The following is a 9,462-nucleotide window of genomic DNA, read 5'->3' as shown; positions in this document are numbered from 1 at the left end:
GTCCACGAATGTTCGCCTTCCTGAGAGGCTTGCCCGCGCCATGACTCCTTCCACGCATTCCCTGGTCCGGCCACGTCCCGGCCATGTCGACACCAACGCCACGCCCGTGGCACGCGGCGCGACGTGTCTCAACGTGGTGAAGCACCCCAGCCTGGTCTCGGCCGCCGAGCGGCACGCCCTGCTCCACCAGCAACCGGTCACGGTCTGGTTGACCGGCCTCAGCGGCGCAGGCAAATCCACCTTGGCCTATGCGGCGGAGCGCCGGCTGCATGCCCAGGGGCGGCTGGGATTCGTGCTGGATGGCGACAACATCCGCCACCATCTCAGCAGCGATCTGGGCTTCTCGCCTTCAGACCGGCGCGAGAACATCCGGCGTGTCGCGGAAGTGGCCGCCTTGATGAACGACGCGGGGCTGATCGTGTTCACGGCGCTCATCTCGCCACGGCAGGAGGACAGGGACCAAGCGCGATCCATCATCGGCGAAGCGAGGTTCATTGAAGTCCATGTCAGCACGGCACTGGCCGTCTGCGAGGCGCGGGACCCGAAGGGCCTCTACGAAAAGGCTCGAACGGGAGCCATCCCTCATTTCACCGGCGTGTCGGCACCGTACGAGACCCCACAGTCTCCCGCGCTGCGCATCGACACGGACCTGTGCAGCCTCGACCAGTCAGCGCAGAAGCTGATGGACTTTCTCGTCAGCCGCTCCCTCGTGTCATGACATCGATCCGGCCATTCGCGTTGACGGACCGCACGGGCGCCCTGCCGGCGGTGGACCTGTTCAATGGCGACGCCGACGGCATCTGCAGCCTGCACCAATTGCGCATGGCCGAGCCGCGCGCCGGGCGCCTCGTCAGCGGCGTCAAGCGCGATATCGACTTGTTCGGGCAGCTGGACGACACGGACCTGCCCAGCGACATCACCGTGCTGGACGTCTCGTTCGACAGGAACGAAGCCGGCGTGCGTCGCGCACTGCAGGCCGGTGGGCGCGTGCGCTACTTCGACCACCATTCGGCACGCAGCCTGTTCCACCACCCGCGGCTGGAAAGCCACATCGACCCCTCCGCCGCGGTCTGCACCTCCTTGCTGGTGGATCGCCACCTGGGCGGCCGCTTCCACGAGTGGGCCATCGTGGGCGCCTTCGGCGACAACCTGCTCGAGGTCGCGCGCAGTCTTTGCGCGCAGCGCGGGCTCACGATGAACCAGACGGCGAGCCTGGAGCAGCTGGGGCAGCTGCTCAACTACAACGCCTACGGCGAGGCCGTGGAAGACCTGCACTTCTCGCCGATCGACCTCTATCGGGTGGTGCACCACTTCGAGAGTCCGTTCGGCTTCATCGCCGACGCCGACGAATACCGCCGCCTGGCCGCCGGCCGCGCCGATGACCAGCATCACCTCGAGACGCTCGCGCCCCATTGGCAAAGCATCGAGGGCGACGTCTATCTGCTGCCGGGCACGGCATGGGCCCGGCGGCTTTCCGGAACGCTGGCGAACCGCCTCTCCCACGAAGAGCCACACAGATCATTCGCGGTACTCACGCGCCGTTCGGACGGTCACTTCCTGGTCAGCGTCCGCTGTCCTGCGCAGCGCCAGTCGGCGCAAGCGTTGTGCCGTCGCTATCCAGGCGGTGGTGGGCGGCATGCAGCCGCCGGCATCGACCGCCTGCCGGTGATCGAACTGGAGCAGTTCATCGCCGACTTTTCAAACCACATCACAGGGAAATCATCATGACCCATCAGCCCTCCATCGCCACGTCCAAGCCGGGTCGCCCTCGCCCGCTCCTGATGGTGCCGTTGCGTCGATGCGGAAGCCACGCGCTGAGGCTCAGGCTGAATTTCAGTGAAGGCTTCTACTCGCCCTACCCGCTGCACATCGTCGACTTCATGCCGATGGTTCCCCTCTACGGCGACCTGGCCGAGGACCGCAACTACTTCCAGCTCGTCGTGGACGTCGTCGGCCTGCAGGCCGCCAGCATGGTGAAGTGGCCCGACGTGGCGTTCGATCCGGGTGAGATCTTCGACGCCATCAAGGACGAGAAGCGCAGCGTGCATCGCGTGGTGTGGGAGCTGCTCCTGCGCAGCGGCGAACGGCAGCATGCCCGCGTCGTGATGGACAAGTCCCTCGACAGCATCCACTACGCCGCCGAGATGATGGAGCTGTTTCCGGACATGCTGTTCCTGAACGTGGTGAGGGACCCGCGCGCCCAGGTCGCTTCGATGAATCGCGCGATCATCCATGACTTCGACAGCACGCTCAATGCGATGACGTGGGTCGCCGCGCACGATGCTGCCCAGCGGCTCGTCCGTGCGCATCCGGCCCGCGTGCTCACGATCCGATACGAGGATTTCCTCGCCGACCAGGAGCTTGTCCTGCGCGGCATCTGCGACTTCATCGGCCTGGACTTCCTTCCGCAAATGCTCGACGTGGCGGCTTCCACCGAAGCACGGCAGATGTCGAAGCTGTCGGACCTGTGGTCATCCAACTGCTTCGGTCCCATCCCGGCCAACCGGGACAAGTTCAAGAGCCAGCTGAGCGTCGACGAAATCGAGGTCATCGAGACGGTGGCGAGAGAGCACATGCGCTCCTACGGCTATGAATTCATGACCGATGCGAACGCTCCGATTCCAGACGACGCGGTTCTCGCCTCTCGCGCGCAGCGATCCGCCCTGGGTCGAGCGCAGGCATGGAGCCAACTCAGCAGCACCAACTACCGCGACTTCGTCCTGCGGCGGGTCAGGGCGGACCACCTCGCCGCCGTGCGCGAACGCCTGGCCCACGCAGTCCACGCCTGAATTGCGCCCCTGCACGGGCCCACTTCCGGCCTTCAACGCGCCTGCCGAGGCGTACCCTGCGGTGTAGCGCTTGCTCCGGTGTCGCTTGCCCGTCGAGAGGTTGTGCGCCGCAATCGTCAGGCGACAGACACCGGATCGGATAGACCCCATGCAGAAATCGGCCCTTTCAACCGCGCGAGTGGCAGGACTCGTCGCAGGCCTGCTCGGCGCGACCATGGCCGTGCGCTGGGTGTTTCAGGTGGACGCCGTCGCGCACCTCATCCCCGGCTCCGAGCACGCAGGCATCGCCAGCCCGCTGCTCTTCGTCGCGGCGAGCATCTGCCTGATCAACGCCTCGCGCCCATCGAACCCGGCCGCCTGGCTCACCCGGCTCTCTGCCATCTGCATCGCCGCGCTGATCGCGCTGCCTCTGGCCTACCTGTTCGAAGGGGTGACAGGCATCGGCCTGGGCGTCGACATCGTCCGCGCCGGCACCGTCTCCACAGCGGCCCAACCCCATCCCGGCCGGCTGTCCGCGAACGCGAGCCTGGGATTCCTGCTCGCCGGGATCGGCTTCTGGCTGAACAGGCAACGCTCCACCCGGCCTCGCCAGCTCATCTTCCTGGGGTTGTCCCTGGCCGTTTCCCTCATCGGCCTGGCCGGACTCGTCGGTCACTTCGTGGGCCTGGAAACGCTGTACCGGGTGGCGAGCTTCAACCGGATGCAGCCGGTCACCGCGTTCGGACTCTCGGTCGTCGGCGCCGGCCTGTGGATGCTCCACGAGGCATCCCAGGCGCTTGAACCCAAGGTGCTGCAAAAGACCGAGCAGCGCATCAAGCGGCGCTCGATCGCGGTCATCACGCTGGTCGCCCTGGCAGGTGGCGTTGCGGGTTTCGGGGTGATGCGCGATACCTTCGAGCGCTCGGTCGCGAAGGACATGCTGCTCATCGCCAGGACGAACGCGACGTCGCTGGCCCACACCATCGAGGTGAGCCTGTGGTTCCCGAGAACCGTTGCCACGCGGCCGGCCGCACGCCAGGCCCTGGACAGGCTGAGCACGGCGCCCGGCGACGCGGTGGCCAAGGAGTTCCTGCAGCGGGTTGCCGACAGCATCCTGACCACCGACCTGACGGGCGTGGAGTTCTACACCGCGGATGCCACGCGCGTGGCGCAGGCGGGCACCATGACATCCGCGAAGATGCAAGTCATCCAGCGCCTGTCGAACACCGGGTCGACGACCATCCTGGCCTGGAAGGACGGCTACCTGCTCCTCACGGAAACCGATGTTCGCATCGGGGAGCGCACCGTCGGACGGGTGCACACCGAGCAGCGCATGCCGCTGTTCGATCGCCTGCTGGAGGACATCCGGGCATCCCGCGACACCTCCGACGTGGCGATCTGCGGCCGCGACAAGGACAAGCTGGTCTGCGCGCCGAACCGGTTCAGGCCGTCCGGATTCGAGCTGCCGATGTTCGACGCGGCGGGCAGCCCCGCCCTTCCGGTGGCGAGGGCCGTGCTTGGCGAACAGGGCGTGGAGTTCCTCGATGACCGGCGCGGCAGCCCTGTCCTCTCGGCCTTCGCGCCGATCAAGGATTTCGGGCTCGGGTTCGCGGTGCGCACCGATGTCGAGACGCTCTATGCGCCGATGCGGTCGCGCCTGAACCTTCTGGCGCTGGCGCTGGTCGGCATCCTCGCGCTGGCCATCTATGTCCAGCACAGCGAGGTGAGGCCGGTGATCAGGCAATTGGTCGCGAGCCAGCAGATGGTGAAATCCATCCTCGATGACCAGTCCGAACTCGTGTCGCTCGTCAAGCCCGACGGCGAACTGAGCTACGTCAACCCGGCGTATGCGCGGCAGTTCGGCCTGACGCCCGCACAGATGGTGGGCAGGAATCTGTTCGACTACGTCGAGCCGGCGGAACACGAGATCGTTCGGCACGTCATCTCGAAGGTCCTGTCGACGGGCAAGACGTCGACCGGCGAGAACCGCATCATGACTGCCAGCGGAGCCAAACGCTGGATTTCGTGGACCGACAGCCTTCAGCTCGACCCGTCGGGCCGGCCGATGCTTCATTCGGTCGGTCGCGACGTGACCGAGCGCATGCGGGCCGAGGGAGCGCTTCGCATGCTGGGCGCAGTCTTCGACGCAACCACCGACTACGTCGTGCAGATCGACCCGATGGGCCGGCTCACCTACATGAACCCGGCCGCACGCGGGCGCACCGGGGTGGCGCTCGACGCGTCGATCGAGCACCTGACGCTGGCCGACTTCAACCCGCCGCAAACCCTCGAGCGGTTCATGTCGGAGGTCTGGCCTGCGGCGGAGGCCGCCGGCGTCTGGGTGGGCGAATCGCTGGTCTGGGATGCGCAGCGGCGCGAGTTCCCGGTCAGCCACATCGTCATCTGCCACCGCGACAAACAGGGCAAGGTCGAGTACTTCTCGGCACTCATGCGCGACATCTCGGCCGCCAAGGCCGCAGAACAGGCGGTCCGCGAGAGCGAGCATCGGCTGCGCATGGTGACCGACCACCTGCCGGCACTGATTTCCTACCTCGACAGCGACCTGCGCTTTCGCTTCGTCAACCGGACGTACCAGCAATGGTTCGGCGATGACGCGGCGCCGCAGATCGGGACGAGCGTGCGGGAGTTCTACGGCGAGCAGGCCTGGCTGGACATCGAACCCCGGCTGCGGGCCGCCCTGGCGGGCCAGGAGGTGGCGTACGACCGGGAAATGGTGCGCCCCGAGGGCCGACGCCATGTGCAGGTCACGGCCGTTCCCGATCGCGACGAGCGGGGCGTGGTCGTGGGCCTGTACACCCTCGTCGCCGACATCACCTCGTACCGCGAAGCGCAACGAGCGCTCCAGGAGAGCGAGGCCCGCCTGCGCACGGTGGCCGATGCGCTGCCGATGCGCGTGGCCTACATCGACGCCGACGAGCGCTACCGATTCAACAACCTGGCCTACGAGCGAGGCTTCGGCCGGCCGCGCGACGAACTCCACGGGCAGACCGTGCGCGCGCTGCTGGGCGATGCGGCGTACAGCAAGGTCGAACCGCACATTCGCGCCGCGTTGCGGGGAGAGGCCGTCACGTTCCAGAGCGAGATGACCAACGGCAGCCATGTCTGCTACGAGGCCCAGTACATCCCGCAGCTGGCCGCCGACGGCCGCACGGTGCTCGGCTTCCACGCCGTGGTCAGCGACATCACCCGCCAGAAGCTCGAAGAGAAGCGGCTGATCGAGCTGGCTCGCCTGGACCCGCTCACGGGCCTTGTCAATCGCGCCGGTTTCGAGTTGCGCGTCGCCGAGGCGATGGAGCGCTGCCGCGCCACGGGTGCACTGATGGCGCTCATGTACCTCGACATCGACCGGTTCAAGCAGATCAACGACCGGTACGGACACAGCGCGGGAGACGCACTGCTGCGGGAATTCGCGGACCGGCTGTCCCGGACCCTGCGTTCCAGCGACGCCGTCGCCCGCCTGGGCGGCGACGAGTTCACGGTGATCATGGAAGGCCTGCCGGCGCCCGATGTGGCCGCCACCGTCGCCGCCAAGATCGTCCAGGCCATGAGGACGCCGTTCGTGGTCGACCAGCAGACGATCGATGTCACGACCAGCATCGGCCTGGCGTTCTACCAGGGTGACGCCATGACCGTCGAGGCGCTCGTCAGGCAGGCGGATGTGATGCTCTACCAGGCCAAGGGCGCGGGCCGCAACAACGTCCAAGTGGCGCTTCGCCTGGTCGAAGGGGGGCGGGCCTGAAACGCTCGTCCAGGCACGTCACGAGACTGACGGCAAGGGCCCGGACATGACGCCCTGGAATACTTCGTCGAGGTACGCGACGAACGCCTTGAGGTTCGGGTTGCCGCGCCGGCTCTCGGGCCAGACGGCGGTGATCGCCGATCGGTCGATCGAGAACTCGGCGAGCACGGGCAGCAGCAGTCCGCGTTCCACGTACGGGGCTGCGATCCACGACGCCGTCATGCCGATGCCGCCACCGGCGGCCAGCACCTCGACGACCGCGTCGCTCACGTCCACCACGATGGCGGCGTCGGGCGTGAACTCGATGGTGCGGCTGCCGACCTTGAACAACCAGCGCAGCGGCTGCCCCGAGGTCTGGTAGCGGAAATTAACGCAGTCGTGATCCCGGAGGTCTTCCGGCTTGCGTGGCGTTCCGCGCGCCGCCAGGTAGGCCGGCGACGCGTAGGCGCCGAGGTGGTTCGTCGCGAGGCCGCGCGAGATCAGCGCGGAGTCGGCGAGCTGGCCGACGCGGATCGCCACGTCGATGCCTTCCTCGACCAGGTTGACGAAGCGGTCGTTCAGCCGCAGGTCGATGTGCAGCTTCGGGTAGCGGCGCCGGAACTCCGGCAGCGCCGGCGCGAGCAGGCGCGTGCCGATGGGCAGCGGCGCGGCGATCTTCAGCATGCCGGAGGGCTCGGCCCGCACCGCGGCCGCGGACTGGACCACCTCTTCGGCGGCGCGCAGCAGGACCCGGGCGCGCTCGTGCAGCTCACGCCCCTCCGGTGTCAGCACCAGCGAGCGGGTCGTCCGCGTGAACAGGCGCAGCCCCAGCTGCTGCTCCAGGCGCTGGATCGTCTTGCTGACGGCCGACGGTGACACCGACAGCGAGCGTGCCGCCGCCGTGAAGCTGCCGTACGACGCCGCGCGCGCGAACGCGACGATGCCCGTGAGACGCTCCAGGCTGATTTGTTCCGTCATGGCACTTGTCAAGTGAGTTGCGCCAGGATTATCAAACGGGTGGCGAATATCCACACTCCTTGTCAACGCAATTCGCGGTGAAGGAGATGGTGATGACGACGAAGACGATGAAGGCGATCCGGCTGCACGAGTTCGGTGGTCCGCAGGTGCTGCGCTACGAGGACGCCCCGGTGCCCGAATTGCAACCGGGCGAGGTGCTCGTCCGCGTTCACGCGGTAGGCATCAACCCGCCCGACTGGTACCTGCGCGAGGGCTACAGGAACCTGCCTCCCGAGTGGCGGCCGCTGGTGCCCTTCCCTGTGATTCCCGGGACGGACGTGTCGGGTGTCATCGCGGCCGTCGCGGGCGATGTTGATCGCTTCGCCGTGGGCGACGACGTGTTCGGCATGGTTCGATTCCCTGGCCTCAAGGGCGAAGGGGCCGCGTATGCCGAGTACGTCGCCGTGCCGGTGGCCGACCTGGCGCGCAAGCCTGCCGGCCTCGATCACGTGCACGCTGCCGCGGCACCGATGGCCGGGCTCACCGCCTGGCAGTACTTGATCGAGCTGGGGCACGACCACGCCAACCCGCTGCAAGCGCAGCGCCATCATCCGGTGCCGCTCGACGGCAGGAAAGTGCTCGTCAATGGCGCCGCGGGCGRCGTGGGGCACCTGGCATTGCAAGTGGCGAAGTCGCAAGGCGCGCACGTCATCGCGGTGGCATCGGGCGCGCACGAGTCGTTCCTGCGCGGGCTCGGGGCGGACGAGTTCATCGACTACACCCGCAGCGCGCCCGAGGACGTGGTGAGCGACCTCGATCTCGTCGTCGATACCCTCGGCGGCCCCACCACCGGCCGCTTCCTGCGCACGCTCAAGCGCGGCGGCGCGTTGTTCCCGGTGTTCATCGGCTTCGCCGAGGCACAAGAGGCCGCGCAGCGCGGCATCACCGTCTCGATGACGCAGGTGCGCTCGAACGGCTCGCAACTCGCAGCGTTCGGGCAGCTGCTCGATGCAGGGACGGTTCGCGTCGCCATCGACAGCAGGTTCGCGCTGGCGGATGCGCGGCAGGCCCACGAGCGGGCCGCGCGCGGGCACCTCCAGGGGAAGATCGTGCTGACGGTGGCGTGAGGGGATGCCTCAGCCGCACTTATGCTTGGCGGCATGCGACACATCCCGACGTCCACCGAGAAGGTGGAGCACTTGAAGAAGCAGGCCAGGCGCCTGCAGCGCAACGGTGGCGGCAAGTTGGCCGACCTGCTCGACCGCGTCGCCCGGGGCGCGGGGTATGACCATTGGCGCCACGTCACGGCCTGCCTCGAGGGCGCGCAGGCCGAGGGCGGCGTGGCCTTGCTGCGCAGCAGGATCGCCGCGTTCCAGGCGGTGGCTGTCGAGGGGGGCCGGCGCATCGAAGTGACCGGTCCGGAGATGCTCGCCGTGCCGATGGTGATGTTTGCGGCGGCGGGAGATGCCTGGCTGCTGGAGCCGCACACGCAGGAATGCATGTGCCTCGCCTTCCACGGCGAGCGCGTCGAGTCGGGGCTGGCGGAACACGGCGAGCAGGTCACGATGCGGTTTCATGGCACGTATCGCCTGGACGGCGATGCGATGCACTTCCAGACGGACCTGCCGCTGGTGGGGAACCGGACGGTGCAGGGGCTGCCCGTCGCCGAACTGCGTGAAGCGTGCCGGCTGGCGACGGAGTCGTTCCAGGCCCGGTTCACGTCGGCCGCGTCGCGCGAGGCCCTGGAGCCGTTGACGGCGGGCCTGATCGACCTGCTCATCGACCGCGGCTTCGGCAACGTCGATCGCGCCGAGTTGCAGCGTGCAGCGAAGCACGGTGCACGCTACTCACCGGCGCGTGACGCACTGGTGTGGCCGGGTTCACACGATCTCCCTGAGCCTGCCCTGCCCCACGCTGCGCAGCGTGCGAAGCAGCAGCACCCCGATGACGAGGGACGCGAAGGCTAKCAACAGCACGGCCATGCCATCGGCGAGAGGC

General features: G+C 67.7%; 6 protein-coding genes and 1 pseudogene. 6 read left to right on the top strand and 1 reads right to left on the bottom strand.

Features of this window, described 5'->3' with window-relative positions; genetic code table 11:
* The first annotated feature begins 40 nt into the window (after positions 1-40).
* The 4 genes from cysC to AC1D12_RS15555 all read left to right on the top strand — a co-directional run bounded on the left by cysC (position 41) and on the right by AC1D12_RS15555 (position 6,528).
* Positions 41-718 carry an adenylyl-sulfate kinase gene (gene cysC, locus AC1D12_RS15570; protein ID WP_082004585.1) on the top strand — a complete coding sequence of 226 codons (678 nt, stop codon included), beginning with the start codon at positions 41-43 and terminating at the stop codon, positions 716-718.
* Entirely contained in the window at positions 715-1,728 is a 1,014-nt protein-coding gene (locus AC1D12_RS15565; protein WP_477828323.1) for a hypothetical protein, read from the top strand. Before cysC ends, AC1D12_RS15565 begins: the two co-directional genes overlap by 4 nt.
* Positions 1,725-2,789: a sulfotransferase family protein gene (locus AC1D12_RS15560; protein WP_465114710.1), complete on the top strand. Its 1,065-nt coding sequence runs from the start codon at positions 1,725-1,727 to the stop codon at positions 2,787-2,789. Before AC1D12_RS15565 ends, AC1D12_RS15560 begins: the two co-directional genes overlap by 4 nt.
* 148 nt (positions 2,790-2,937) lie before the next feature.
* Entirely contained in the window at positions 2,938-6,528 is a 3,591-nt protein-coding gene (locus tag AC1D12_RS15555) for a sensor domain-containing protein (RefSeq protein ID WP_477841352.1), read from the top strand.
* A gap of 18 nt (positions 6,529-6,546) precedes the next feature.
* On the opposite strand, the gene AC1D12_RS15550 is transcribed toward AC1D12_RS15555, so the two are convergent.
* Positions 6,547-7,485: a LysR family transcriptional regulator gene (locus AC1D12_RS15550; RefSeq protein ID WP_477826197.1), complete on the bottom strand. Its 939-nt coding sequence runs from the start codon at positions 7,483-7,485 to the stop codon at positions 6,547-6,549.
* 107 nt (positions 7,486-7,592) lie between these two features.
* On the opposite strand from AC1D12_RS15550, the gene AC1D12_RS15545 reads away from it, so the two are divergent.
* Positions 7,593-8,591, top strand: coding sequence for an NADP-dependent oxidoreductase (locus AC1D12_RS15545; RefSeq protein ID WP_477841350.1), 999 nt, complete (start codon positions 7,593-7,595; stop codon positions 8,589-8,591).
* Between the two features lie 72 nt (positions 8,592-8,663).
* Positions 8,664-9,462 (top strand): annotated as a pseudogene (locus AC1D12_RS15540) (hypothetical protein); the annotation flags it as partial.

Source organism: Rhizobacter sp. P1_G5, assembly GCF_056405435.1.
Note: the sequence above shows the minus strand (reverse complement) of the source record. Positions and strands in the feature narration are given on the sequence as shown.

What these genes read in the sequence shown, in the direction of transcription:
- cysC (WP_082004585.1), top strand. Translation starts at nt 41, where the DNA reads ATGACTCCTTCCACGCATTCCCTGGTCCGGCCACGTCCCGGCCATGTC.
- AC1D12_RS15565 (WP_477828323.1), top strand. Translation starts at nt 715, where the DNA reads ATGACATCGATCCGGCCATTCGCGTTGACGGACCGCACGGGCGCCCTG.
- AC1D12_RS15560 (WP_465114710.1), top strand. Translation starts at nt 1,725, where the DNA reads ATGACCCATCAGCCCTCCATCGCCACGTCCAAGCCGGGTCGCCCTCGC.
- AC1D12_RS15555 (WP_477841352.1), top strand. Translation starts at nt 2,938, where the DNA reads ATGCAGAAATCGGCCCTTTCAACCGCGCGAGTGGCAGGACTCGTCGCA.
- AC1D12_RS15550 (WP_477826197.1), bottom strand. Translation starts at nt 7,485, where the DNA reads ATGACGGAACAAATCAGCCTGGAGCGTCTCACGGGCATCGTCGCGTTC.